We start from the raw sequence: 26,076 nt of genomic DNA, 5'->3' as shown, positions 1-26,076 counted from the left end.
CGGAACGGATCAACGGGATAGCGGGTGCCGCGCCCCCCCGCAAGGGGACTGGTCGGCTAATACGGCCGCACTGCCCTGCATTCGGACGGCATCCGCCGGGGCCGCCCGCCCCCGTGGATGCCGAGCCGGGCCGGTCAGGCCGGTTCCGCTCCGATGTCCTTGAAGGAGATCGGACGGTCGATGGTCCGCCGGGCGCCGCGGGTCCCCAGGTAGAAGTCCGTCAGCGCCGCGAGATCGGCAGCGATGTCGCTGGACATCCGCATCAGCGGCCCGAAACGGACACGGCGCCGCCCGTAGTCGAGCGCGCAGGGGAGAACCGGAATGTCGGCCGCCCGGGCGATACGCCAGAAGCCGTTCTTCCAGTGCTCGCTCGCGGTCCGCGACCCGTCCGGGGCGATGGCCATGGTCAGCTTGTCGGCCTGCCGGAACTTCTCCGCCATCTGGCCGACGACGCCGCCGGCACGACGACGGTCGATGCCGAACACGCCGCACCAGCGCATGATCGGGGCCAGCGGCCCCCGCATCAGCGTGTGTTTGGCCATGATCTTGACGTCGATGGCGAGCGCGAGCGCCGCGCTCATCACGACGAGGAAGTCCCAGTTGGACGTGTGCGGGGCACCGATGATGATGAACTTCGGTGCATCGGGCACCTCGCCCTCGAACTGCCAGCCGCCCAGGCGCATCGCCGTGCGGCCGAGCCAACGGGAAAACGGCGTGCCACGGCGCGGAACGGCGGAACCGATGGAGGGGATCTGCACGGACGGTACTTTCGGGTCCTTGGGTTGAGCAGGAAGAGGGAATATCAGAACCGGACAGGGGCCGCCTTGGCAATGCGGTCGAGCGCCACCATGACCTCAAGGATGGATTCCAGTTCCGAAACCGGCACCATGTTGGGACCGTCGCTCGGGGCGTGATCAGGGTCCTGGTGCGTTTCCATGAAGACGGCAGCCACGCCGATGGCGACCGCGGCCCGTGCCAGCACGGGTACGAATTCGCGCTGGCCGCCGCTGCTCGTCCCCTGCCCGCCCGGCTGCTGCACGCTGTGGGTGGCGTCGAAGACGACGGGGTAGCCGGTGGCCGCCATGATCGGCAGCGAGCGCATGTCGCTGACCAGGGTGTTGTAGCCGAAGCTGGCGCCGCGCTCGCACAGGAGGATGTTGTCGTTGCCCGTGCTGGCGATCTTCGCCGCCACGTTCTTCATGTCCCACGGCGCCAGGAACTGGCCCTTCTTCACGTTGACCGGCCGGCCGGTTTCGCCGGCTGCCAGCAGCAGGTCGGTCTGGCGGCAGAGGAAGGCGGGGATCTGGAGCACGTCCACCACCTCGGCCACCGCGGCGCACTGCTCGGGCGCGTGAACGTCGGTCAGCACGGGGATGCCGAACGTTTCCCGCACCTCGGCCAGGATGGGCAGGCTCTTCTCCATCCCCAGCCCGCGGGCGGTGCTGACGGAGGTGCGGTTCGCCTTGTCGAAGCTGGTCTTGTAGATCAGCCCGATGCCCAGCCGGCGGGTGATCTCCACCAGAGCACCGCTCATTTCCAGCGCGTGCTGGCGGGATTCGAGCTGGCACGGCCCGGCGATCAGCGTGAACGGCCGGTCGTTGGCGACCGTGAGATCGCGGACGGCGACGGTGCGGGGCGCAACCATGTCTCCAGGCCTTCCCTTGATAGCGGTTGCCTCAAGCGTCCGTCCGGCCGTTCCGACGGCCGGACGGTACCGCGTCAGACCAGCCGGCTCTGCTCGATGGCCGCGCGGATGAAACTGGTGAACAGCGGGTGCGGCTCGAACGGCTTGGACTTCAGCTCCGGATGGAACTGCACGCCGATGTACCAGGGATGCGTCGGCAGCTCGACGATCTCCGGCAGCACGCCGTCGGGAGACAGGCCGGAGAACGTCAGGCCCACCGCCTCCAGCTTGTCCCGGAAGTTGATGTTGACCTCGTAGCGGTGGCGATGCCGCTCCTGGATGAAGTCGGCGCCGTAGATGTCGCGGACCTTGGTCCCCGGCAGCAGGTGGCAGTCGTAGCTGCCCAGCCGCATGGTGCCGCCCAGGTCGCCGCCGGCCGCCCGCTTCTCAAGCTGGTTGCCGCGGCTCCACTCGGTCATCAGACCGACGACGGCCGGATCGGGATGGCCGAACTCCGAGGAGCCGGCATTCTCCAGGCCGGCGAGGTGCCGCGTCGCCTCGATCACCGCCATCTGCATGCCGAAGCAGATGCCGAAATAGGGAATGCCGCGCTCCCGCGCGAACTGGGCCGCCTTGATCTTGCCTTCCGTCCCGCGCTCGCCGAAGCCGCCCGGCACCAGGATGCCGTGGACCCCTTCCAGCCGGTGGATGGCGCCGTCGGTCTCGAAGATCTCGGCGTCGATCCAGTCGAGCTTGACCTTCACGTTGTTGGCGATGCCGCCGTGGGTCAGCGCCTCGCCCAGCGACTTGTAGGCGTCCAGCAGGCTGGTGTACTTGCCGACGACGGCGATCGTGACCTCACCCTCCGGATGGCGGACGCGGGAGACGATCTCCTGCCAGCGGCTGAGATCCGGCTCGCCCCCGACCGGCATCCCGAAGAACTTCAGCACCTGCGTGTCGAAGCCCTGCTCGTGATAGCTGATCGGCACCTGGTAGATGGTGTCCACGTCCAGCGCCGCGATCACCGCTTCCTGCTTGATGTTGCAGAAGAGCGCGATCTTCCGCCGCTCGTTGTCGGGGATCGGCCGGTCGGCGCGGCAGAGCAGGATCTGCGGCTGGATGCCGACGCTCAGCAGTTCCTTCACGGAATGCTGCGTCGGCTTCGTCTTCAGCTCGCCGGCCGCGGGGATGTAGGGCAGCAGGGTGACATGGGTGAACAGCGCCCGGTCCGGCCCCAGCTCGTTGCCGAGCTGGCGGATGGCCTCCAGGAAGGGCAGGCTCTCGATGTCGCCGACGGTGCCGCCGACCTCGACCAGACAGAAATCCTCGTCCGTCAGGTCCGCCTGGACGAACTCCTTGATGGCGTCGGTGATGTGCGGGATCACCTGCACCGTGGCGCCCAGATAGTCGCCGCGGCGCTCCTTGGCGATGACGTTCGAGTAGATGCGCCCGGTCGTGATGTTGTCGCTCTGGCGCGTCGGCACGCCCGTGAAGCGCTCATAGTGCCCGAGGTCGAGGTCGGTCTCGGCACCGTCGTCGGTGACGTAGACCTCGCCGTGCTGGTACGGGCTCATCGTGCCCGGATCGACGTTCAGGTAGGGGTCCAGCTTCCGCAGGCGGACCTTGAAGCCGCGGGCCTGGAGCAACGCCCCCAGGGCGGCCGAGGCGAGGCCCTTGCCGAGGGAAGACACAACGCCGCCGGTGATGAAGATAAAGCGCGTCATGGAAGCCTAGTCTAGCTCGATCGGAAATCCCGGGCCACGGCGCCTGATCAGCCGCCATGCCCCCCAATGGAAAGAGGCGGCATTTCCGCCGCCTCTTCGTCTCAGCCGGTTGTCCGGGCTTACTGGCCGACAGGGACCGTCGGCTGCGCCGGCTGGGCCGGAGGCTGCTCGGGCGCCGGGGCGGGCACTGCGGGAGCCTCCTGCTGCACGCCGGGCGCCGTGCGGTCGAAGATCGACTCGGCCGGGCCGGTGGCGCCGGTCATCGCGGCCAGCACGAGGCTGGTGGTGAAGAAGCAGGCGGCGAGGATCGCCGTCGTCCGGGTCAGCAGATTGGCGCTGCCCCGCGTCGTCATGAGACCGCCCATGGTGCCGCCACCGATGCCCAGTCCGCCGCCTTCCGACTTCTGGATGAGGACGACGCCGACCAGCGACACGGCGATCAGCAGATGGACGACAAGAACCACCTTTTCCATGGGAACTGTCCTTCGCAACGAACGGAGCACCGGAACGCTGCACGCCCGGAAGCGGCAGGAAGCCGGTGCTCTCGGCCGCAGTGTTTACAGTCTGTCCGCGTCCCGCGCCAGCCCGAATGTGCTATCGGACGGACAGGGCGATCTGCCAGAAATCGTCCGCCTTCAGGCTGGCGCCACCGACCAGACCACCGTCCACATCGGCCACGGCCATGATTTCGGCGGCGTTTCCGGGCTTCATCGAACCGCCATACAAGATGCGCACGGAATCGGGGCTGGCAACCAGCCCGTGGAGCCGACGGCGGATCATGCCGTGCATGGCCGCTATGTCGGCGACCGTCGGGGTCCGCCCGGTGCCGATCGCCCAGACGGGCTCGTAGGCGATGACCGTGTCGACCGCGTCAGCACCCTGCGGGATCGACCCTTCGAGCTGGCGGGCGACGACAGCCTCGGCCTCGCCCGCATCGCGCTCGGCCTCCGTCTCACCGACGCAGATGATGGCGGTCAGGCCCGCCTTGTGCGCCGCTGCGGCCTTGGCGCGCACGGCGGCGTCGTCCTCCCCGTGGTCGTGGCGGCGCTCGGAATGGCCGACGATGACGTGGCTGCACCCGATGTCCGCCAGCATCCAGGCGCTGACGTCGCCCGTGTGGGCGCCCTTCTCCGCCGCATGGCAGTCCTGGCCGCCCAGGGCGATCCCGCTCCCGGCCAGGGCCTCGCCGACGGCGTGAAGAAGTGTCGCAGGCGGACAGACCAGCAGATCGAAACCTGCCGACCCGGCCGCCGCGAGCCGCCCGGCCAGATCCCGGGCCAGGGCGGTTCCGTCGGCGCGCAGGCCGTTCATCTTCCAGTTTCCGGCGATCAACGGGCGGCGGTCGGGCATGGTCGTTTCTCCTGGCTGGCGCACTTGAGACGGCGCTCTGCGGGTTGGCTGCCGGATCGGCATGTCGCGCCATCCCGTTTAACAGCCGCGGATACGCTTTTCCACCCGCGGGAATGCGGCGGCTGGCGGGCTTGCCGGGCCGGTGACCGGCTTCTATGATGCGCGGCCTTCGGCGACCCCAGGGTTGCCGCATTTCCTCGGCCCGATGACGGCCCCTCTCGAGATCGCAAAAGCTCCCGATGCTCCAAGCAATCCGCAGCACCGCCGGCTCCTGGATCGCCAAGATCCTGTTCATCCTCCTGATCGCGAGCTTCGCGGTCTGGGGCATTGGCGACTTCACGCGCGGCCTCGGCCGCCATGTCGCGGAGGTGGGCGATGTCCAGATCACCCCGCAGGAGCTGGATCAGGAATTCCGCGATGAGGTGACCCGGCTGCGCCGGGTCATGGGAGCGGACCTGACGGCAGAACAGGCCCGCGCCTTCGGCCTGCTGGAACGGACGCTGCAACAGATGGTGCAGCGCACCCTGGTCAGCCTCGCCGGTCAGGACAAGGGGCTCATGCCCAGCGACGCGATGGTGGCCGACGAGATCCGCCGCGTCCCCGTCTTCCACAACCAGCTCGGCCAGTTCGACCCCGACCTGATGCGGGCGTTGCTGCGCCAGAACGGCATGACCGAACAGGGCCTCGTCGAGCAGGTCCGGGCCGACATGGCCCGCGGACAGCTCCTGGGCTCCGTCAGCATCGGCGCCATTCTCCCGACGACCCTGGCGGAGACGCTCTTCCGCTTCCGCAACGAGAAGCGGGTGGCCGATCTCATCACCGTTCCGGCCACCGCCATGCCGGAACCGGCGGCGCCGGATGCTTCCGTCCTGGCGCAGTACCACCAGGACCGCGCCGTGCGCTACACGGCCCCGGAGTACCGCAGCCTGACCGTCGCCAAGCTGACTGCTGAGGCCATTGCCGGCGACATCACGGTCAGCGACGCCGACATCGAGCAGGCCTACAGCGCCCGCGCCAGCGAATTCGTCGCCCCGGAACGGCGTGCCGTCGTGCAGGCCGTGCTGCCGGACGAGGCGGCGGCCAAGTCGGTCGCCGATGCCGTGGCCGGCGGTGCCTCTCTGGAGCAGGCCGCGAAAGCGGCCGCCGCCGAGGCCATCGATCTGGGCGAGGTGACCCGCGACCAGCTCCTGCCGGAACTGGTGGAGCCGGTCTTCGGTCTGTCCCAGGGCGCCATCTCGGCCCCGGTCGAATCCACCCTGGGCTGGCATGTCCTGACCGTCCGCGGCATCACCCCGGGTCATGAGCGTCCGCTTGCCGAGGTGCGCGACCAGGTGGTCGCCGATCTGCGCAAGGAGCGCGCGCTGGACCGGCTCTACGAGGTGGCGAACCAGATGGACGACGATCTCGCCGGCGGCGCCACGCTGGAAGAGGCGGCGCAGCGCGCCGGGGCGGAGATCGTCCGCATCGAGGCCGTGGACAGCCGCGGCACGACACCCGCCGGCACCCCGGTCCAGGATGTTCCCGCCCTGCCGCAGGTGCTGGAGACGGCGTTCGCGCTGCCGTCGGGTGAGACCGGCCATATGACAGAGACGGATGCTCAGGGCTATTTCGCCGTCCGCGTGGACGGTGTGCAGCCCGCGGCGCTCAAACCTCTGGAGACGATCCGGGAGCGGGTCCTGGCCGACTGGACGGCGGAGCAGCGCGCCGCCGCCGCCCGCACGAAGGCGGACGAACTGGCCGCGAAGCTCCGCGAAGGCGCCGACCCGGCCCGGCTCGCGGCCACGGTGCCAGGCGCGACCCATGCACGCAGCGAGCCCTTCACCCGCCGTCCCGAGGCGGCGGCCCTTCCCGCTTCCCTGGTCGAAGAGCTGTTCGGTGCGCAGCCGGGGGGCGTCGCCGTTGCCGACGGCCGCGAGGGGCCGGTGGCTGCCCGGCTGGTCGAGATCATCCCGGCCGTGCCCGATGCGGCCGGCGTCAAGGTCATCCGCGACACCACGGAGGCCACGCTGGCGGACGATCTGGTCACCCAGTATGTCGGCGGCCTGCAGCGCCAGTTCCCGGTCAGCGTGAACCGCGGCCTGATCGACAGCCTCTACCGTCCGGAGTAACCGACCGTGCGCGTCTTTCCGGAAGCGGACGCCTTCGCCGAAACCTACCGGCAGGGCACCTCCCAGGTCGTCTGGACCCGTCTGGTCAGCGACCTGGACACCCCTGTGTCAGCGATGATGAAGCTGTCGCAGGGCAGGCCGAACGCCTTTCTGCTGGAATCGGTGACCGGCGGGTCGGTCCGGGGGCGCTATTCCCTGATCGGTCTGAAGCCGGACCTGATGTGGCGCAGCAAGGGTGACCGTGCCGAGGTGAACCGCCGCTTCGCGGAGGCCCCTGAAGCGTTCGAGCCCTGTCCCGAGCCGCCCCTGAAGGCGCTGGCAGCCCTTCTGGAGGAAAGCCGGATCGCGCTGCCGGCCAGCCTGCCGCCCATGTCGGCGGGCCTGTTCGGCTATCTCGGCTACGACATGGTCCGGCTGATGGAGCGTCTGCCGGACGCCAATCCGGACGAGCTGGGGCTGGACGACGCGATCCTCATCCGCCCGACCGTGATGGCGATCTTCGACGGCATCGAGAATGTCATCACCGTGGTGACGCCCGTGCGCAAGGAGCCGGGCATCGACGCGGATGTGGCCTACCGCCGGGCGACGGAGCGGCTGGCCGAGGCGGTCGCCGACCTGGAGGGGCCGGTGCCCGCGGCGCTCGGGACGGACCTCGACCTCCAGCCCCTGCCGGAGCCTGCCTCCAACACCAGCCGCGCCGAGTACCATGCGCTGGTGGAGCGAGCGAAGGAGTACATCCGGGCCGGCGACATCTTCCAGGTCGTGCCGAGCCAGCGGTTCTCCGTGCCGTTCAGCCTGCCGCCGTTCGCGCTCTACCGCGCGCTGCGCCGGCTGAACCCCTCCCCCTTCCTGTTCTTCCTGGATTTCGGCCATGTCTCCGTCGTCGGATCCAGTCCGGAGATCCTGGTCCGGCTGCGCGACAACACGGTGACCATCCGGCCCATCGCCGGCACCCGCCGGCGCGGCAAGGATGCGGCCGAGGACAAGGAGCTGGCGGCCGATCTGCTGTCGGACCCGAAGGAACTGGCCGAGCATCTGATGCTGCTGGATCTCGGCCGCAACGATGTCGGCCGCGTGGCGCAGGTCGGCACGGTGAAGGTGACGGAACGCTTCACCATCGAGTACTACAGCCACGTCATGCACATCGTCTCCAACGTCGAAGGTCAGGTGGCCCCCACCTTCACGGCCATCGACGCCCTGATCGCGGGCTTTCCCGCCGGCACCGTGTCCGGCGCGCCCAAGATCCGCGCCATGGAGATCATCGACGAGCTGGAGAAGACCCGCCGCGGTATCTATGGCGGCTGCATCGGCTATTTCGCCGCCAACGGCACGATGGATACCTGCATCGCCCTGCGCACTGCCGTGATCAAGGACGGGATGATGTACGTGCAGGCCGGCGGCGGGGTCGTCGCGGACAGCGACCCCGAAGCCGAGTACCAGGAGACGGTGAACAAGTCGAAAGCGCTGTTCAAGGCGGCGGAAGAGGCGATGCGCTTCGCCGCAGAACGCCGTCAGGCGGCGGCCGCCGATCTGTGACCGGGGCAGCGGGCGGGTGATGCGCACCCGCCCCGTCCGCCCGGCGGCTCCGCTTCAGGCGGCTCCCCTTCAGACGGTTCCCTTGAAGTCGAAGCCGGCAGCCTCGATGGCGGACCGCACCTCCGCCTCGGACACCTGCCCCTCCACGGACACCGTGCCGGCGGTCAGATCGACCAGCGCCCGGGTGGCGCCGGTCTGTGTCTCGATCGCGCGCGATACCGAATTGGCGCAGCCCTGGCAGGTCATGCCCTCGACCCGGTAGATGGCAGCCATGGTTGTCTCCTTCTCATCTGCGGAAGTGGTCGGTTGAGGGGGCGGACGGTGCCCGCTCCGTCGCCGTTTCAGGACTCCGATGGTCCGGTCCGCACCACGGCGCTCAACGGAACAAGCTGGAATCCCTTGCCGGCCAGCGTCGGCAGCCAACGCGCCAGCGCCTCGGTCGTTACATCGTGCGGGTGGCCGATGGCGATGGCCAGCCCCTGCCGGCGGGCCGTGGCTTCGACCTTCTCCAGCGCGGCAGAGACGGCGGCCGGGGTCTGCACATGATCCAGGAAGACGTCCCGGCTGGCACTGGGGACATGTCGGCGCACCGCCTCGTCGCGCAGCCGGCTGTCTGCGGTTGTCCGGCTGTCCAGCACCAGCAGGCCCCGCCGCGCCAGTTCCTCGACCACGACGGCCGACGCGGCGGCATCCGCCGTGAAGCGGCTGCCCATGTGGTTGTTGATGCCGACATAGCCGCTGAAGGCGTCCAGATTGGTCCGCAGGCGGCTGCGGATCTCCTCGGGACTCTGCCGCACCAGCAGCGCGTTCGGCCCTGGATCGCCACTGCCCGCCGGCTCCATCGGCATGTGGACGATCAGTTCATGCCCTCGCTGGTGCGCCTGCCGCGTCTGGATCGGCAGGTCGCGGGCATAGGGCAGCCAGGCCAGGGTCAACGGCCCGGGAAGGGCGACGACCCGGCCGCTGCGACGGTGGTCCAGCCCCATGTCGTCGATCACGATGACGATGCGGGGGCGCCCCTCGGCGGGCGGCGTCGGCACGGCATTGCGCTGCCATGCCGGCACGCCCCCGGGCGCCGGGGGGGGCAGCGTCGGGCCGCGGCGGTGCGGGCGGCGGCAGAAGGGCGACCCTGGGCCACCGGCGGGTGGGCCGGCGTTACGGCCGCTGCCGGCGGCAATGCGGCGGCCTGCCGGACCGGGGCCGGCGTCGCTGCCTGGCGGGGCGGTGATGGTTGCGCGACAGGCGGTGCGGCCGGTGGCGGCGCCAGCGGTGCGGACGGCAGGGCCGGCCGGACGGACGGCAGCGGTTCGGCCTCCTCCGTGGGGACCGCCTCGGCCATGCCCGACTCGTCCAGTTCCTCCGTCACCCCGTCGGGCAGCGGCGGCGGTGACAGGGTGACCCCGACCACGAGACCGAGGACAAGGACGAGCGCCATGGCCGCAAGACCGGGCGCCCAACGGGACCGCCGCAGCCTCTGCCAGAGGGGAACGGGTTTCGCGCGCCCCTTCCGACGCGGGCGTGAAGGGGAACGCCTTGGTTCGGGCATGGTCGATCAGCCGTGGCAGCGGGAACCGGACAGGGTGTCGAGGATCGGACAGTCGGGCCGCCCGTCCCCCTGGCACCGTTCTACCAGATCGCCGAGCGTCCGGCGCAGGCTTTGCAGGTCCGCGATGCGGGCGTCGATCTCCGCCATGTGCTGCTGGGCGAGCGCCCGCACGTCGGCGGAGGCGCGCGCCCGGTCACGCCAGAGTTCCAGCAGCCCGGCCACTTCCTTCATGGAAAACCCGAGAGCCCGCGCGCGGCTGATGAACAGCAGGGTGCGGACATCGGTGTCGTCGTAATCGCGGTAGCCGTTCTCCCCGCGCCCCGCGGCGTCGATCAGGCCCACGCTCTCGTAATAGCGGATCGTCCTGGCCGGAACGCCCGACCGGGCGGCTGCGTCCCCGATTCTCATCGACCGGCCCCTCCGGCGTGACAGGCCGCGCGCTGGAAATCCCCCGGTGCAGGCTGTACGGTACGTGCCCGCGTCCCGCTCCCGGCTCTTCCGCAGAATCCGACCATGCTGCTGCTCATCGACAACTATGACAGTTTCACCTGGAACCTGGTCCATTATCTCGGCGAGCTGGGGGCCGAGGTCGAGGTGCGTCGCAACGACGCGCTGACGGCCGAAGAGGCCCTGGCGATGCGGCCGGAGGCGGTGGTTCTCTCGCCCGGCCCCTGCGACCCTGACAAGGCCGGCATCTGCCTGCCCATGATCCATCTGGCGGCGCAGGCGCGCCTGCCGCTCCTGGGGGTCTGCCTGGGGCATCAGGCGATCGGTCAGGCCTTCGGCGGCAAGGTGGTGCGGGCGCCGGAACCGATGCACGGCAAGATGGGCAGCGTGCGCCATGCGGGCGCCGGACTGATGCGGGGGCTGCCCAGCCCGTTCCAGGCCACGCGCTACCATTCCCTGATCGTCGAGCGCGAGAGCCTGCCGGACTGCCTTGAGGTCACGGCGGAGCTGGAGGACGGGATGATCATGGCGCTGTCCCACCGCGACCTGCCGATCCACGGGGTCCAGTTCCATCCCGAGAGCATCGCCTCGGAGCACGGGCACAGGATTCTCGACAACTTCCTGGACATCGCCCGCGGCGGCCGCAACGTGCCGAGCCGCGTCCCCGGCGAAGCGGCCTGAGCGGGGGAGCGATGAACGCCGAACGCACCCCGGGCGACATGCCCGACTTCAAGAGCCTGCTGGCGAAGGTGGCCACGGGCGCCGCCCTCAGCGAGACCGAGGCGGAGACGGCCTTCGACATCATCATGGCCGGCAACGCCACGCCGGCCCAGATGGGTGGTTTCCTGATGGCCCTGCGGGTCCGCGGCGAGACGGTGGACGAGATCACGGGCGCCGCCCGGATCATCCGCTCCCGCCTCGTCCCGGTGGAGGGGCCGGAAGGACTGATCGACACCTGCGGCACCGGGGGCGACGCCGCCGGCACCTACAACATCTCCACCGCCGTCGCCCTGGTGGTGGCCGGCTGCGGCGTGCCCGTCGCCAAGCACGGCAACCGTGCCATCTCCTCCCGCTCCGGCGCCGCGGACGTGCTGGCCGCCCTGGGCGTGAACGTGGAGGCGGAGTTCGATCTGGTCCACAAGGCCCTGTGGGAAGCGGGCATCGCCTTCATGATGGCACCGCGCCACCACACCGCCATGCGCAATGTCGGCCCGACGCGGGTCGAACTGGGCACCCGCACCATCTTCAACCTGATGGGGCCCCTGTCCAACCCGGCCCACGCCCGGCGCCAGCTTCTGGGCGTCTATGCCCGGACCTGGGTCGAGCCGATCGCGCAGGTCCTGCTCCGCCTGGGATCGGAGAGTGCCTGGGTCGTGCATGGCAGCGACGGGCTGGACGAGATCACGACGACCGGCCCGACCTACGTGGCGGAACTGCGCGACGGCCGCATCCGCACCTTCGAGGTCACGCCCGAAGAGGCCGGCCTGCCCCGGGCCAGCCTGCACGACCTGCACGGCGGCGATCCGGAAACGAACGCCGCCGCCCTGCGCTCCGTGCTGGGCGGGGCCCATGGCCCCTACCGCGACATCGTCCTGCTGAACGCCGCCGGCGCCCTGGTCGTCGCCGGTGCGGTCCCCGACCTCCGCTCCGGGGTGCGGCATGCGGCCGGCTGCATCGACGAAGGCCGCGCCATGGCGACCCTGGACCGGCTCGTCGCCATCACGAACGGGAGCACCGCGGCATGAGCGCGGACGTGCTGGCGCGCATCTGCGCCGACAAGCGGGAGCATGTGGCCCGGTGCCGGCGCGACCGGCCGCTCGCGGCGGTGGAGGCGGCGGCCCGTGCCGCCCCGGCACCGCGCGGCTTCGCCCGAGCCCTGGACGCCGCGGTCGCGGCGGGCCGCCACGGCCTGATCGCGGAGATCAAGAAGGCCAGCCCCAGCAAGGGTCTGATCCGGCCGGACTTCGACCCGCCCGCCCTTGCACGGGCCTATCTCGTCGGTGGGGCTACCTGTCTGTCGGTCCTGACCGACATCCCCTATTTCCAGGGCGACGACCGCTATCTTGAGGCGGCGCGGGCGGCGGTGCCGCTTCCCGCACTGCGCAAGGACTTCATGCTGGAGCCCTACCAGATCGTGGAGAGCCGGGCACTGGGCGCCGACTGCATCCTGCTGATCATGGCCGCGCTGGACGACGGGCAGGCGGCGGAACTGTACGCCGCCGCCATCCATTACGGCATGGACGTGCTGGTCGAGGTCCATGACGAGGCGGAGATGGAACGGGCACTGGCCCTGCCGGGCGGCCTGCTGGGCGTGAACAACCGCAACCTGAAGACCCTGGCCGTGGATCTGGCGACGACCGAGGGGCTCGCCGCCATGGTGCCGCCCGGCCGGGCACTGGTGGCGGAGAGCGGCATCTACGGTCCCGCCGACATCGCCCGGCTGGCCGCGGTCGGCGCCCGCCGCTTCCTGGTCGGCGAGTCCCTGATGCGGCAGGCGGACGTGACGGCCGCCACGCGCGCCCTGCTCACCCCCGCCCCGGCCACCGCGGCCTGACCCCGTGGGCACCGGCGATCCCGGGGGCGCCCCCCGGCTGACCCATTTCGACGAACACGGCAACGCCGCCATGGTGGACGTCTCCGCCAAGGCGGAGACGGAGCGCGTGGCGACGGCCGAGGCCCTGGTCAGCATGCGGCCCGAGACCTTCGCCCTGATCGAGTCCGGCGGCATCGCCAAGGGCGACGTTCTGGGGGTGGCGCGCATCGCCGGCATCATGGCGGCCAAGCGCACGGCCGACCTGATCCCGCTCTGTCACCCGCTGGCCCTGTCCAGGGTGGCGGTGGACTTCGCCCTGCTGCCGGACCGTCCCGCCGTCCGCATCGAGGCGACGGTGACGCTGAAAGGCCGGACCGGCGTGGAGATGGAGGCGCTGACCGCCGTCAGCGTCGCGGCGCTGACGCTCTACGACATGTGCAAGGCCGTGGACCGCGGCATGACCATCGGCGGCATCCGCCTGCTCCACAAATCGGGCGGCAAGAGCGGCACCTACCGGGCCGGGGACGAGGCATGATCCCCGTCGCCGAGGCCCGCGGGCGCATCCTAGACGGCGTCGCCCCGCTGCCTGCCGAGGTGGTGGGGATCGGGCAGGCCCTGGGGCGGGTGCTGGCGGCCGACGTGGCGGCCCGCCTGACCCAGCCGCCGGCCGATGTCTCGGCCATGGACGGCTGGGCCGTGCGGGCGGCGGACCTTGATCCCCTGCCCGCGAGCCTGCGCCGGATCGGGGAAGCGCCGGCAGGCCATCCCTTCCCCGGCACGGTCGGACCGGGCGAGGCGGTCCGGATCTTCACCGGCGCGGTGATGCCGGCGGGAGCGGACACGGTCGTGTTGCAGGAGGACTGCGACGAGGCCGGCGGTGCCGTCACCGTGCGCGAGGGCGGCGGCCGGGGCCGCTGGGTGCGGCCCGCGGGGCTGGACTTCCGCACGGGAGAGGTCGGACTGGTCGCCGGCCGACGTTTGACGGTGCGCGACGTGGCTCTGGCCGCCGCGATGAACGTCCCCTGGCTGACGGTGCGGCGGCGTCCAAGGGTGGCGATCCTCGCCACGGGCGACGAGGTGGTGATGCCCGGCGATCCGGTGGGGCCGGGCTGCATCGTCAGTTCCAACGGGCTGGCCCTGGCTGCCCTGGTCGAACGGGAGGGCGGGCTGCCCGTCACCCTGGGCATCGCCCCGGACGATCCTGCCGCCCTTGCCGGCCATCTGGCCGCGGCGGCGGGCTGCGACCTGCTGGTGACGACGGGCGGTGCCTCCGTCGGGGAGCACGACCTGATGCGGCAGGCGCTGGCCGCACCGGGGACGCGGCTCGACTTCTGGAAGGTCGCCATGCGGCCGGGCAAGCCCCTGCTGTCCGGCCGGGTGGGCGACGTCCCCGTGCTGGGCCTGCCGGGTAATCCGGTCTCGACCCTGGTCTGCGCCCTGGTCTTCCTGCGGCCGCTGCTGCGCCTCCTCCAGGGTCTGCCGCCGGACGACGGGCCTGCCCCTCTCGCCCGACTCGCAGCGCCCCTGGCCGCCAATGACCGCCGCCAGGACTATCTGCGCGCCGGGCTGGAGCGGGCGGCGGACGGCAGCCTGCTGGCGGGCGCCTTTCCGAAGCAGGACAGTTCCATGCTCTCCGCCCTGGCGGCGGCGGACTGCCTGATCGTGCGCCCGCCGCTCGCGCCCGCGGCCCCCGCCGGCACCGAGGTCGAGATCATCCCGCTGGACGGTTTCTGAGCTTTTCCGGGCATTCCACGGACCAGGGCGGATGTGCGTCGGCAGGGATGCTTGCGCGGGACCATCGGGCGTTGTTCGAGGAGTTCCTGAAGCTTCCCGGCGGCCTGCCGAGCCACGACACGTTCTCCCGGGTTTTGAGGACATCGGCTGAGGCTCTTGATCAAGGGCCCCGATCCTGCCGCATCCAGCCCGCGGGCGCATCATCCACACGGGTCATGCGACCGGTCGGCCGGCCGCGGATCGGGAATGAAAGTGCTGCTTCGATTCCGGATGCGGCCGACAGCCACGTTCATCATCAAACCCGGAACCTTGAGAAGATGCCCTAAGTTCCTGATCAAGGTCAGAGTTTTACCTATAGCGGCAGCCGGCGGTTCAGTTCCCATGGAGAAAGCCGGCCCCAGAGAGACGAAATGGCAAGAGAGGGGGCGCCACCGAAAGCGCACAACTTCTGCCGGGAGCCTGAACTGTTCTGATATATCGGGTTTATTTTGGAAGCGAGGCGCTGAGCAGCGCGTCTACTTCAAAAATAGTGGCGGAGGGAAGGAAGCCTGAGCCAAACATTCTCCAGATTCGTGTCTGATATCGGCGACGGTTCTGAAACCGCCGGTCCTGCCGCGCGCACCTCCCAACGAATTTGTCGCCATACCGGCGGCTCTCGGCTATGCTGTGACCAGTTTCATGACCATACGCGAGGCTGCCATGGTCACGGTCAATTTGGCTCAGGCGAAGGCGCATTTGAGTGAGCTATTGGACAAGGTCGAGGCCGGCGAGGAAGTGGTCATAACCCGCCGTGGCCGTGCTGTTGCCCATATCCGTCCCGCCACCCGTCTGAAGCACCCGCTCCGCCTGGACGACCTCGCTGCCTTTCGCGCCACCATGCCGCGACTGCGCCGGCCCAGCGCCGAGTTGCTGCGTGAGGCGCGAGATGAAGGGCTGTGAGGCGGACACGGGGAATGCTCTATTTCGACACCAGCTTTCTCGTGCCGCTCCTCCTCCCAGAGCCGATCAGCGACAAGATCACGGAGTTTGTCCGTGGGTTGCCGGCCGATCAACTCACCGTCAGCCATTGGACAAGGGTCGAGTTCTCTTCGCTCATCGCCCGGGAAGTCCGAATGGGGGGATTGGATGCCCAAGCCGCCGCGCAGATCAATGCCCGATTCGAGACCATGGTGGACGAATCCTTTGCCGTGGTCCTGCCGAACGCCGACGACTTCGATCTGGCGAAGGAATTCCTTAGAAACTTCAAAACTGGGCTGCGGGCTGAGGACGCCCTCCATCTGGCCATTGCCCGGAACCATCATGCCATGACCTTCTATAGCCTTGACAAAGCGCTGCTCAAGGCCGGTCTTTTTCTCGGATTGCCTGTCACAGCAGGAGTAAGCCTTCCGGAGTACGGGCAATGACGGGGTGCTGCGCCGAATGAATCTGACCGCCTATCACAGCAAGTATCTCGCCCATGAACTGACCCGGCGTTTCCCGTCCGACAGCGATGAGAAGCTCGCCGGCGCGGTCGCTAGGGCGCAAGTCGACCTCAATCCGCATCAGGTGGATGCAGCGCTCTTTGCCTTTCGATCTCCCCTCTCGAAAGGAGCCGTCCTGGCCGACGAAGTTGGTCTCGGCAAGACCATTGAGGCCGGCTTGGTGATTTCGCAGAAATGGGCCGAACGCAAGCGACGGATCCTCGTCATTGCACCGTCCAATCTGCGCAAGCAATGGCACCAGGAGCTGAAAGAAAAATTCTTTTTGCCTTGCGCAATTCTGGAAGCAGGCTCCTACAAAGAAGCCATGAAGGCAGGGAACGTCCACCCATTTGAAATCAAAGACACTATCGTTATTTGCTCATACCAGTTCGCCCGTAACAAGGCAGCAGATGTTCAGGCTGCGCCTTGGGATTTGGTCGTCATCGACGAAGCCCATCGTCTTCGGAATGTCTACAAGACATCCAATGTCATCGCCAATACGCTCAAGGGCGCACTGGGTCATACTCAGAAGCTGCTGCTAACTGCGACACCGCTCCAGAACTCCCTGTTGGAACTGTACGGCCTCGTCAGCTTTATCGATGAGCATACCTTCGGCGACCTCAAGAGCTTCCGTGAGCAGTTTGCCAATCTAGGCCAGGACCGTGCGTTCCAAGTGCTTAAGGAGCGGCTGAAGCCGATCTGCCATCGCACCCTTCGTCGGCAGGTCACTGCTTACGTGCCGTACACCAAGCGGCTGCCGTTGATCGAGGAGTTCACCCCGAGCGATAGCGAGGATCGCCTCTATCAATTGGTGTCGGAGTACCTTCGCCGAGACAATCTTCAGGCTCTGCCAGCGAGCCAGCGTTCCCTGATGACGCTGGTTCTGCGCAAGCTGCTGGCCTCCTCCACCTTCGCAATTGCCGGAGCCCTCACCACCCTGTCGACGCGACTCAAGGAAAAGCTGCGCAAGCCTGAACCATCCCAATCGCTTGAGGAGGAACTCGACCAAGACTACGAGGCTCTCGACACGACCGCCGAGGAATGGTCCGAGGATGAAGCGGCCGAGTCGTTGTCCGAGGTAGATCGCAGAGCAATTGAAGCGGAGATCGCCGATTTAGATGAGTTCACCCGAATTGCCACCTCGATCGAACACAACGAGAAGGGCAAGGCTCTACTGAAGGCCCTCACTGTCGCCTTCGCCAAGGCCAGGGAGCTTGACGCCGCAGAAAAGGCGATCATCTTCACCGAATCCAGGCGCACCCAGGACTACCTGCTCCGTACCCTGGCCGACAGCCCGTTCGCCGACCGGATCGTACTCTTCAACGGCACCAACACCGACGAACGCTCAAAGGAAATCTACACCGCCTGGAAAGCCAGACATGAAGGCTCCGACCGGGTGACGGGCTCGCGCACCGCCGACATGCGCTCCGCTCTGGTAGACTATTTCCGCGAGCAGGGGCGGATCATGATCGCCACGGAGGCCGGCGCCGAGGGCATCAATCTTCAGTTCTGCTCGCTGGTAGTGAATTACGACCTGCCCTGGAACCCCCAGCGCATAGAACAGCGCATCGGCCGCTGCCATCGCTATGGCCAGAAGCATGACGTGGTGGTAGTAAACTTCCTCAATCGCAAGAACGAGGCCGATCAACGCGTCTTCCGTTTGCTTTCCGAGAAATTCCAGCTTTTCGAAGGCGTGTTCGGCGCCAGCGACGAGGTGTTGGGCGCCATCGAATCCGGCGTGGACTTCGAAAAGCGCATCGCCACCATCTACCAGAAATGCCGACAGCCGGATGAAATAAAAACCGCTTTCGATCAGCTTCAGCTCGAGCTTAGTTTGGAAATCGACCAAGCGATGACCCGTACCCGTCAGCAGTTGCTGGAGAACTTTGACGACGAGGTGCGGGAGAAACTTAAGGTACGTGATGAGGCATCGAAAGCCTATCTCGACCGTTTCGAGCGGCTGCTGATGCGTCTGACCCGTTACGAATTGGACGATAACGCAGAGTTTCCCGACGACTCATCCTTTCGTCTGAAATCGAGCCCGTTTCCGGCTTGGGTTGGCGACATCCCGCTCGGCCTTTATGAACTGCCCCGTCGCACCGGCGAAGCCCACCTCTACCGCCTCAACCATCCGCTGGCCGAAGCCATTTTGGTCCGGGCCAAAGGCCGCGACCTGCCCGTCGCCGAGGTCTGCTTCGATTACGATAGCCACGAGGGCAAAGTCAGCATCCTGGAACATCTTCGTGGACAGTCCGGCTGGCTCAGCCTGTCGCTGTTCACCGTCGAGGCCCTCGATCAGATCGAGGACCATCTCCTGCTCACGGGCGTGGCGGATTCCGGCAGCCCCCTCAGTGACGACACTCTGCGGCGGCTGCTGACCATTCCGGGGAAGGTCGGCGCGGCCCTGGATATCCCGGCTGACGTGCGGAGAGCCTTGGATGAGCTTATCCATAGGCGACAGAATGGCATCCAACGTGGTATCTCGGAGCGCAATGCCACATTCTTTGCGGCGGAGGCCGAGAAGTTGGACAGCTGGGCTGACGACCTGAAGTTGGGTCTGGAACGGGAGATCAGGGAAATCGATCGCCAGATCAAGGAAGCCCGCCGCGCCGCGACCACGGCGTTGACGCTGGAGGAAAAGCTCGCCGGCCAGAAGCAGGTCAAGGCACTGGAAAGCTTGCGCAACCAGAAGCGTCGCTCGCTCTTCGATGCGCAGGACCAGGTGGACAAGCAGCGTGAGGAACTGATCGCCCAGATTGAGGCGAAACTGATGCAGAGCGCCTCCTTGCAAGCATTGTTCACGATCCGCTGGACGTTGGCGTGACCCTCCCATGCCGACACCTCAAGAACAGACTGCCCAGATCGAAGCTGCGCTCCGGCGTAGGTTCTTCCCGTTGGTGCCCAAGATCGAAACGCCCGAGCGCGGCGGTTGGTCGGAGGAACAACACGACACCGATCGTCTCTCACGAGCCCTGGCGGCCTACGTGTTGGTTGGGCTGTGCGGCATCGACGACACCATGGCAGTGGGCGCGATCACCGATGGCAAGAACGATGGCGGCATCGACGCCCTGTTCTTCGACCGCACTGGAAGCCGTCTTGTTTTCGTTCAGGCGAAATTCAAGCGTGGCGGCGCGGCCCCCTCGCAGGAGGAAATGCTCAAGACCATCAACGGCATCAGGGCGCTCCTGGAGCGACGCTTCGGCGACTTCAACCAGGCGATCCAGGGGCGCCTGGATGAGATCGAGGAAGCCCTCGATACGGCCGGGGTGCGGATCGAAGTGGTGCCCGCCTTTCTGGGTGACACTCTCGGCCCCCACGCAACAGCCGACCTGAATGCCCTACAGGCGGACATGAATCGGTTTGCCCCGCGCATGGCGTGGGAGGCGGCCGGCCTTTCAAAGGTCCACAACTGGCTGATCGCCGAGCAAATGCCGGTCACCGTTAATGCTCAGGTCACGCTGGAGAACTGGTCCTGCATCACCGCGCCGCGCAACGCAGTGTATGGTCAGATTTCGGCGGCGGAGCTGGCCCAGTTGGTCGAGGACCACGGCAAGGCGCTGTTCGAGCGCAACATTCGGCACTACCTCGGATCGGTCGGCGTTAATCTGGCCATCGAAAGAACCGTCAGGGGGCGGCCGGGTGACTTTTTCTACCTCAACAACGGCCTCACGGCGGTCGCCGACAGGATCACCCCAGCAGCTGGAACCAATGCCCGTTGTGTGTTCGGATTCAAGAATCTGTCCATTGTCAACGGCGCCCAGACGGCCGGCTCCATCGCCAACGCCGCCATCGCCGGAACCATTTCTCCCGACGCCAAACTGTTGATCACCATCATCGAGATTGGCCCGGGCGCGGGCGATTTCGGGCTGGAAATCACCCGGGCACGCAATCACCAGAACGTGGTGCGCGGCGTGGACTTCGCGGCGCTGGATCCCAACCAGGAAAGGCTGCGCCAGGAATTGGCCCTGGCGGGCATCACCTACCATTACCGGCCGTCGGCGGAAGCGAGGGCGCGGCGGGAGGATGCTTTCACCCTGGAGGAGGCCGCCGTGGCGCTGGCCTGTCTGTCCTTCCCGGTTGTCCACAGCCGCGATGCCCACGCCGCGCCACGGCGGGCACATCCGAACGCCGTCGATCTGGTGGTGACGGCGAAGAAGGAGATCGGGCGGCTCTGGGAGCAGGATGGCGCCCACTACGGCCAAATCTTCACACCGTCGCTTTCGGGCCTGAAGACGTGCCGCGCGGTGCGCATCTTCGGCTTCATCGACCAGATTCTCGCCGACTCCGAGCGATCCGAGACCGCCTATCACCGGCGCATGTTCTTCCGCCACGGCCGGTATTTCGTCATGGCCTTCGTCGCCCACCGGCTGCCGGACCTCATCAGGCGCTCGGACCTGGCTTTGTCGGAGGCCGACCGGACAACCCTGTCCCGGAAGGTCAACGAACTGTCCGAGTTGATCTACGCCGTTTCCCACCCCTGGCTGACCAGCAAAGGCTACCTCTCGATCTTCCGTAACCTGACCGATGCCCAGCCGCTGGCCAATGCCGTGCTCGACCGACTGGCCGAGCAGGACGCCGCCGCCCGTCTGGCCGCATCGTCAACACCCGCCTCGACGTCTTCACCTTCATCCGGTACGCACAACCCATGAGTAGAAAAACGAAACTCGAACTGACATGGATCGGCAAGGAGGATCGGCCCCGGCTGGAGCCGCGCATCCTGCTGGAAGACCCGGAAAAATCACATCACGCAGATGCCCGCGTGACGGATGAAGACATCTTCGACAACCGCCTGATCTTCGGCGACAACCTGCTCGCCCTGAAGGCGCTGGAGCAGGAATTTGCCGGCAAGGTAAAGTGCGTCTTCATCGATCCGCCCTACAACACCGGGAGCGCGTTCGAGCATTATGAGGACGGAGTCGAGCACTCCCTGTGGTTGTCGCTGATGCGCGACCGCTTGGAAATTATCCGGCGTATGCTCTCGGATGATGGGTCTTTGTGGATAACCATTGATGACAATGAAGCACATTATCTGAAGATATTGCTGGACGAAGTCTTTGGAAGATCATCGTTTATTGCAAATATTGTATGGCAAAAGCGCACATCACGGGAAAATAGAGCCGCGATCGGTTCCGCCCACGACCATATTCTTATTTACGCGCCGTCCGGACCACAGCGCTGGAAAGATGTGCGAAATAGACTCGGTGACGAAGGGAGCTATTCAAATCCAGACAATGATACTAAGGGGCCTTGGCGCTCAATCCCTTTTAGTGCCCAGGGATACCGTGCCAACCAAATGTATGACATTGAAACGCCATCTGGCGAAATCGTGAAGCCACCCGCAGGCAGATGCTGGGGGGCGACGGAACCCGTTTTCAAAAAACATCTGGCGGATGGTCGCGTGTATTTCCCGAATGGTGGAACCGGCAGGCCACGCATCAAGCAGTACAAAGGGGAAGAAGTTGGCTTGGCGCCAATGACATGGTGGGATGCCGCATTCGCTGGAGACAATCAGGCCGCCAAGAAAGAGATTCTGGGACTTTTTGACGATGACATCTTTGGCACTCCGAAGCCAGAGAAGTTGCTGATGAACGTTATTCACATTGCCACCAACCCCGGTGATCTAGTTCTCGACTCCTTCGCCGGCTCCGGCACCACTGGCGCCGTCGCGCACAAGATGGGTCGCCGCTGGATCATGGTGGAGTTGGGCGAGCACTGCCACACCCACATCATCCCCCGCCTGAAGAAGGTCATCGACGGCGAAGACAAGGGGGGCGTTACCGAGGCCGTCGGCTGGCAGGGCGGCGGCGGTTTCCGTTATTTCCGGTTGGCGCCGTCGTTGCTGGAAAAGGACAAATGGGGCCGCGAGGTCATAGCCAAGGAATACAACGCCGCCATGCTGGCGGAAGCTGTCTGCAAGCTGGAAGGCTTCGTCTACGCGCCCAGCGACGCCGTTTATTGGCAGCATGGGCATTCGACCGAGCGCGACTTCATCTATGTCACCACCCAGACGCTGGGGCCGGACCAGCTCCAGCAGTTGAGTGATGAGGTCGGGCCGGACCGCAGCCTGCTGGTGCTGTGCGCCGCCTTCCGGGGGGCGGTGGATGGCTGGCCGAATCTGACGGTCAAGAAGATCCCCAACCACATCAAGAACCGCTGCGAATGGGGGCATGACGACTACAGCTTGAAGGTCGAGAACCTGCCAAAGGCGACGCCGAAACCGGTTACACCGCTTCCCGCAGCCAAGTCAGGACGGCGGACAACAACGCCTGTACCCGACCTCTTCAGTGGGACCAGGGAAGACGACGAATGAGCACGGGTGAAGTGATCCTCTACACCACAGAGGACGGCCGGACCGAAATTCAGCTTCGGTCCAGCGGTGGAACGGTCTGGCTGACCCAGGAACAGATGGCGATTCTGTTCGATCGCGAACGGTCGGTGATCACCAAGCACATCGGCAACCTGTTTGCCGACGGTGAGCTTGGGGAGGAAAGCAATGTGCAAAACATGCACGTTGCCCATTCGGACAAGCCGGTCAGGCTGTACAGCCTGGATGTGGTCCTGGCCGTTGGCTACCGGGTGCGTTCCGAGCGGGGCGTCCAGTTCCGACGCTGGGCGACGACGGTGCTGAAGGAATATCTGGTCAAGGGCTTCGTCATGAACGACGAACGCCTGAAAGACCCGAAATTCGACTACTTCGATGAACTGCTGGAACGGATTCGGGACATCCGTGCCTCGGAGGCCCGATTCTATCAGAAGGTCCGCGACATCCTGGCCTTGAGCGTCGATTACACCGCCAAGGCCGATACGGTACCAACCTTCTACGCCACCATCCAGAACAAGATGCTCCACGCCGTGACCCACCATACGGCGGCGGAACTGATCGCCGCGCGTGCCGATGAAAACGCCCCCAACATGGGTTTGACCAGCTGGAAGGGGGGGCGTGTCCGCAAGGCCGACGTAACCACCGCCAAGAATTACCTGGGCGAAACGGAGGTCAGGGAACTGAATTTGATCGTCGGCATGTTCCTCGACACCGCCGAGCTGCGTTCCACGCGGCGTCAGCAAATCCATCTGGCCGAATGGGAGACGATCCTCGACGGCTTCCTCAAGGCGAACGAGCTTCCGCTTCTCCACAACGCCGGGAGCGTCTCGGCCAAGCAGGCGGAAAAGATCGCCCACGACCGCTACGCCCTGTTCGATACCCAGCGAAAGGAGGCCGAACGGCGGGCATCCGAGGAAGCCGATGAGTTGGACGAACTGAAGCGCATCGCGGAGCAGGCGGCAACGGCGCGCAACCCGCGCCCGGCTCCGGCGAAAAAGGGGACCAAGCGATGAACCGTCATGTCAACGCCATCGCCGGCCGTCTCAGCCTACGCCCGCCCCAGCGGCAGTCGCTCGAAATTCTCGACCGGATCACAGAGGTCATTCCGCCCAGGAAGGTGGCCGACGCAGTGGCGGCGCTGGAGGCCATCAAAGCCGAGTTCCCGACCGTCACCGATTTCGAACGCGACTTCCCCAGCCTATGCTTCGCGCTGGCCACCGGCGTCGGTAAGACGCGGCTCATGGGCGCTTTCATCACCTATCTGCATCTGGCGCATGGCATCAACAACTTCTTCGTTCTGGCGCCCAACCTGACCATCTACAACAAACTGATCGCCGATTTCACCCCAAACACGCCCAAGTACGTGTTCAAGGGAATCGCCGAGTTCTCCGTTGAAACTCCGGAAGTCATTACAGGTGATAATTACGAGTCGCGTGGTGCGCTGCTCAACGAGCTACTCCGTTGTAAAATCAACATCTTCAATATCTCGAAGATCAATTCAGAGGTCCGGGGCGGCAAATCCCCGCGCATCAAACGGCTTTCGGAGTACATCGGCGAGAGCTATTTCGACTATCTCGCCGGCCTGCCCGACCTTGTGCTGCTGATGGACGAATCCCACCGCTACCGGGCTTCGGCCGGGGTCCGCGCCATCAACGAGCTGAAGCCGGTGTTGGGACTGGAACTGACCGCCACGCCATTTGTGGAGACCAGCCGGGGCGCGGTGCCGTTCAAGAACGTCATTCTCGATTACCCGCTGGGTCGTGCCATGGCCGACGGCTTTGTCAAGGAGCCGGCGGTGGTCACCCGCAAGGACTTCAACCCGGCCGGCATGTCGATCGAAGAGATCGAGCGCCTGAAGCTGGAAGACGGCGTGCGCCTGCACGAAGGCGTCAAGGTCGAGTTGGAGACTTATGCCCGCCAGACCGGCAATGCCATCGTCAAGCCGTTCGTCCTGGTCATCGCGCGGGACACAACCCACGCCGGGCAGCTCATGCAGTTCATCCAGTCGGACAGATTCTTCGGGGGCCGGTACGCCCACAAGGTGATCCAGGTCGATTCGAGCAAGACCGGCGCCGAGGAAGACGAGATGATCGAACGGTTGCTGAAGGTGGAACACACCGAGGAACCCACCGAGATCGTTATCCACGTCAACATGCTGAAAGAAGGCTGGGATGTTACCAACCTTTACACCATCGTGCCATTGCGGGCCGCCAACGCCCGCACGCTGATCGAGCAGTCCATTGGCCGTGGCTTGCGCCTGCCCTATGGCAAGCGGACCGGCGTGATCTCGGTCGACCGACTGAACATCGTCGCCCACGACAAGTTCCAGGAAATCGTCGAGGAAGCGAACCGGCCGAACTCGACCATCCGCCTCCAGCAGGTGATCATCGCGCCAGAGCAATTCCAGCAAAAGACGGCGACCGTGGTGTCGCAATCGCGGCTGGCCGCCAAGCTCGGCTTCCAACCCGAACAGATGACGGCGAGCACCAGCGTGGCTTCTGGCGGCGAGGCGCCGGCTTTCGCCACGCCCGAGGAGCAGAAGGTTGCCCGGATCACCTACGAGGTGATCCGCAGGCTGGAGAACCAGCCCGGCAAGCTGCCCAGCGTGACGTACCTCCAGAACCCGGAGGTCCGTGAGACGGTCCTGCGCGAAGTGGCGGCGCAATACCGGCCCCAGCAGTTGGAGATGGAGGGGGTAAGCAAGCCGGACCTGGCGGCCGTCGTGGCGAAGACCACCGAACTGGTGGTGCAGCAGACCATCGATATCCCGCGCATTCTGGTGGTGCCCAAGGGCGAGGTGCGGTCGGGCTTCAAGCCGTTCACCCTCGATCTGTCGAAGATCAACTACCAGGCGCCGTCGGAGGAGTTGTGGGTCCAGCACCTGCGGACCAACCACCTGGAAATCATCGGCCTTGGCCACGGCGGGATCGAGGAAAGCCGGCTCGAAGATTACATCGTCGGCGGCCTGATCGACTTCGACGACATCGCCTATGACGACCATGCCGACCTGCTCTACGACCTTGCCGGCCAGATGACCTCGCATCTCCTCGGCTACCTTTCGTCCGATGACGCCCGACGGGTGCTGCGGTTCCATCAACGGGAAATCGCCCGCTTCGTCCATGCCCAAATGCAGGCGCACTATTGGGAGGAGGCGGTCGATTACGAGGTGGTGGTGAGCAAAGGCTTCACCGAGCTGAAGACCAGCGCCTTCACCGCCTCGGCGACGGAACCGCCATTGGATTTCCGCACATCCCCGACCGACAAGAGCAACATGGCAAAGTACCTTTTCAGCGGCTTCCAGAAATGCCTCTATCCGGTCCAGAAGTTCCAGTCCGACTCCGAGCGCAAGATGTCGGTGATCCTGGAGCGGGAATCGCTGAAATGGTTCAAGCCGGCCAAGGGGCAGTTCCAGATCTTCTACAAGCGGGGCGCCGACCACGCCGAGTACCAGCCGGACTTCGTCGCCGAGGCCGCCGACACGATCTACATGCTTGAGCCCAAAGCCGCCAACCAAATGACCGATGAGGAGGTTCTGGCCAAACGGGATGCAGCTGTAAAGTGGTGTCGCCATGCAAGCGGCCACGCCGGCACCTATGGTGGCAAGCCATGGAAATACCTGCTTATCCCGCACGACGCCATCGCCGAGAACATGACCCTCACCGGGCTGGAGAGGCAATTCGTAACGAGGTAAG

General features: G+C 66.2%; 22 protein-coding genes. 14 read left to right on the top strand and 8 right to left on the bottom strand.

The annotated features are described in order from the left end of the window. Positions 1 to 134: 134 nt before the first annotated feature. The 5 genes from RC1_RS00505 to tpiA all read right to left on the bottom strand — a co-directional run bounded on the left by RC1_RS00505 (position 135) and on the right by tpiA (position 4,698). Entirely contained in the window at positions 135 to 758 is a 624-nt protein-coding gene (locus tag RC1_RS00505; RefSeq protein ID WP_012565356.1) for a lysophospholipid acyltransferase family protein, read from the bottom strand. A 44-nt stretch (positions 759 to 802) separates the two neighbouring features. Beyond that, positions 803 to 1,645 carry a 3-deoxy-8-phosphooctulonate synthase gene (kdsA, locus tag RC1_RS00500; protein WP_012565355.1) on the bottom strand — a complete coding sequence of 281 codons (843 nt, stop codon included), beginning with the start codon at positions 1,643 to 1,645 and terminating at the stop codon, positions 803 to 805. 74 nt (positions 1,646 to 1,719) lie between these two features. Continuing rightward, positions 1,720 to 3,348 (bottom strand): CTP synthase, encoded by a 1,629-nt coding sequence (locus RC1_RS00495; RefSeq protein WP_012565354.1) that lies wholly within the window; start codon positions 3,346 to 3,348, stop codon positions 1,720 to 1,722. Between the two features lie 119 nt (positions 3,349 to 3,467). Further along, complete coding sequence (gene secG / locus RC1_RS00490; protein ID WP_012565353.1) at positions 3,468 to 3,821, bottom strand: preprotein translocase subunit SecG; 354 nt, start codon at positions 3,819 to 3,821, stop codon at positions 3,468 to 3,470. 121 nt (positions 3,822 to 3,942) lie between these two features. After that, entirely contained in the window at positions 3,943 to 4,698 is a 756-nt protein-coding gene (gene tpiA / locus RC1_RS00485; RefSeq protein WP_012565352.1) for a triose-phosphate isomerase, read from the bottom strand. A gap of 239 nt (positions 4,699 to 4,937) precedes the next feature. On the opposite strand from tpiA, the gene RC1_RS00480 reads away from it, so the two are divergent. Beyond that, the gene (locus tag RC1_RS00480; protein ID WP_012565350.1) at positions 4,938 to 6,806 is read left to right on the top strand and encodes a SurA N-terminal domain-containing protein; all 1,869 of its coding nucleotides are present in this window, start codon (positions 4,938 to 4,940) and stop codon (positions 6,804 to 6,806) included. Between the two features lie 6 nt (positions 6,807 to 6,812). Next, complete coding sequence (trpE, locus tag RC1_RS00475; RefSeq protein ID WP_012565349.1) at positions 6,813 to 8,342, top strand: anthranilate synthase component I; 1,530 nt, start codon at positions 6,813 to 6,815, stop codon at positions 8,340 to 8,342. 69 nt (positions 8,343 to 8,411) lie between these two features. Here the strand turns inward: trpE and RC1_RS00470 are convergent, their stop codons facing one another. The 3 genes from RC1_RS00470 to cueR form a co-directional block, all read right to left on the bottom strand. After that, the gene (locus tag RC1_RS00470) at positions 8,412 to 8,615 is read right to left on the bottom strand and encodes a heavy-metal-associated domain-containing protein (RefSeq protein WP_012565348.1); all 204 of its coding nucleotides are present in this window, start codon (positions 8,613 to 8,615) and stop codon (positions 8,412 to 8,414) included. A gap of 68 nt (positions 8,616 to 8,683) precedes the next feature. Next, the gene (locus RC1_RS00465) at positions 8,684 to 9,382 is read right to left on the bottom strand and encodes a divergent polysaccharide deacetylase family protein (RefSeq protein ID WP_148213342.1); all 699 of its coding nucleotides are present in this window, start codon (positions 9,380 to 9,382) and stop codon (positions 8,684 to 8,686) included. 512 nt (positions 9,383 to 9,894) lie between these two features. Next, on the bottom strand, positions 9,895 to 10,296 hold the full coding sequence (gene cueR / locus RC1_RS00460) for a Cu(I)-responsive transcriptional regulator (protein WP_012565346.1): 402 nt from the start codon (positions 10,294 to 10,296) through the stop codon (positions 9,895 to 9,897). Positions 10,297 to 10,401: 105 nt separating this feature from the next. Here cueR and RC1_RS00455 point away from each other — a divergent pair, with 105 nt between their 5' ends. The 12 genes from RC1_RS00455 to RC1_RS00400 all read left to right on the top strand — a co-directional run bounded on the left by RC1_RS00455 (position 10,402) and on the right by RC1_RS00400 (position 26,075). Beyond that, positions 10,402 to 11,016: an anthranilate synthase component II gene (locus RC1_RS00455; protein WP_012565345.1), complete on the top strand. Its 615-nt coding sequence runs from the start codon at positions 10,402 to 10,404 to the stop codon at positions 11,014 to 11,016. Positions 11,017 to 11,027: 11 nt separating this feature from the next. Then, entirely contained in the window at positions 11,028 to 12,080 is a 1,053-nt protein-coding gene (gene trpD, locus RC1_RS00450) for an anthranilate phosphoribosyltransferase (RefSeq protein ID WP_049766610.1), read from the top strand. After that, the gene (gene trpC / locus RC1_RS00445; protein WP_012565343.1) at positions 12,077 to 12,889 is read left to right on the top strand and encodes an indole-3-glycerol phosphate synthase TrpC; all 813 of its coding nucleotides are present in this window, start codon (positions 12,077 to 12,079) and stop codon (positions 12,887 to 12,889) included. The genes trpD and trpC overlap by 4 nt, the downstream gene beginning before the upstream one ends. 4 nt (positions 12,890 to 12,893) lie before the next feature. After that, positions 12,894 to 13,403, top strand: coding sequence for a cyclic pyranopterin monophosphate synthase MoaC (gene moaC / locus RC1_RS00440; RefSeq protein WP_012565342.1), 510 nt, complete (start codon positions 12,894 to 12,896; stop codon positions 13,401 to 13,403). Continuing rightward, positions 13,400 to 14,602, top strand: a complete 1,203-nt coding sequence (locus tag RC1_RS00435; RefSeq protein ID WP_012565341.1) for a molybdopterin molybdotransferase MoeA — start codon at positions 13,400 to 13,402, stop codon at positions 14,600 to 14,602. Before moaC ends, RC1_RS00435 begins: the two co-directional genes overlap by 4 nt. 678 nt (positions 14,603 to 15,280) lie before the next feature. Next, entirely contained in the window at positions 15,281 to 15,541 is a 261-nt protein-coding gene (locus tag RC1_RS20585) for a type II toxin-antitoxin system Phd/YefM family antitoxin (RefSeq protein ID WP_234703812.1), read from the top strand. Positions 15,542 to 15,555: 14 nt separating this feature from the next. After that, on the top strand, positions 15,556 to 16,005 hold the full coding sequence (locus RC1_RS00425; protein WP_012565340.1) for a type II toxin-antitoxin system VapC family toxin: 450 nt from the start codon (positions 15,556 to 15,558) through the stop codon (positions 16,003 to 16,005). Positions 16,006 to 16,021: 16 nt separating this feature from the next. Beyond that, a complete protein-coding gene (locus RC1_RS00420; protein WP_049766609.1) occupies positions 16,022 to 18,886 on the top strand; it encodes an SNF2-related protein in 2,865 nt (954 codons plus the stop codon). A gap of 73 nt (positions 18,887 to 18,959) precedes the next feature. After that, positions 18,960 to 20,711 (top strand): AIPR family protein, encoded by a 1,752-nt coding sequence (locus RC1_RS19760; protein ID WP_184446228.1) that lies wholly within the window; start codon positions 18,960 to 18,962, stop codon positions 20,709 to 20,711. Next, positions 20,708 to 22,372 carry a site-specific DNA-methyltransferase gene (locus RC1_RS00410; protein WP_012565337.1) on the top strand — a complete coding sequence of 555 codons (1,665 nt, stop codon included), beginning with the start codon at positions 20,708 to 20,710 and terminating at the stop codon, positions 22,370 to 22,372. The genes RC1_RS19760 and RC1_RS00410 overlap by 4 nt, the downstream gene beginning before the upstream one ends. Then, positions 22,369 to 23,397, top strand: coding sequence for a virulence RhuM family protein (gene rhuM / locus RC1_RS00405; protein ID WP_012565336.1), 1,029 nt, complete (start codon positions 22,369 to 22,371; stop codon positions 23,395 to 23,397). Before RC1_RS00410 ends, rhuM begins: the two co-directional genes overlap by 4 nt. Beyond that, on the top strand, positions 23,394 to 26,075 hold the full coding sequence (locus tag RC1_RS00400; RefSeq protein ID WP_012565335.1) for a DEAD/DEAH box helicase: 2,682 nt from the start codon (positions 23,394 to 23,396) through the stop codon (positions 26,073 to 26,075). The genes rhuM and RC1_RS00400 overlap by 4 nt, the downstream gene beginning before the upstream one ends. The last annotated feature ends 1 nt before the right edge of the window (position 26,076 follow it).

Origin of the sequence: Rhodospirillum centenum SW, from assembly GCF_000016185.1 — a bacterium.
GTDB lineage: Bacteria > Pseudomonadota > Alphaproteobacteria > Azospirillales > Azospirillaceae > Rhodocista > Rhodocista centena.
This window is presented reverse-complemented; position numbering and strand designations above follow the sequence as displayed.